At 65.6% G+C, this 462-nt stretch carries 1 protein-coding gene; it reads right to left on the bottom strand.

The window, feature by feature from the left end; translation table 11 throughout:
• Positions 1–85: 85 nt before the first annotated feature.
• A partial coding sequence (locus AC1D0P_RS29220) for a winged helix-turn-helix domain-containing protein (protein ID WP_477679934.1) occupies positions 86–462 on the bottom strand: 377 nt, incomplete at its 5' end.

Here is a 462-nt window from a genome sequence, read left to right as displayed (position 1 = left end):
CGACTGAGGGTCCACCAGACGAGCAGCAAGGCCACCGCGATCGCCACCGCGGCGCCGACTGCCAGCCGGAACCGCAGGGAGCGGATCATTCCGCATCGCCTGTGATGAGGTAGCCGAAGCCGCGCCGGTTCTGGATCGAATCGGGCGCCGTCTTCTTCCTGAGCCGCGTCACCATCGCCTCGATGGCGTTCTTGGCCGCGTCGTCGTCGCGCCCCTGCACATGCGTCGCCAGTTCCATCGCCGATACCGCCTGGCCCGGCCGACTGACGAGATAGGAGAGCAGCCGGTATTCCATCGGGCTGACTTCGATCGGCTGGTTGTCGAAACTGATGCGTTTGGCGATCTCATCGAGACCGAAACGGCCGGCGGTGACGAGAACCTGGGCGCGTAGCTGCGAGCGGCGCAAGAGCGCGCGCAGCCGTGCCAGCAGTTCCTCGGCGCGAAACGGTTTTGGCAGATAAT

It is taken from the genome of Polaromonas sp. P1_G2 (assembly GCF_056405515.1).
Note: the sequence above shows the minus strand (reverse complement) of the source record. Positions and strands in the feature narration are given on the sequence as shown.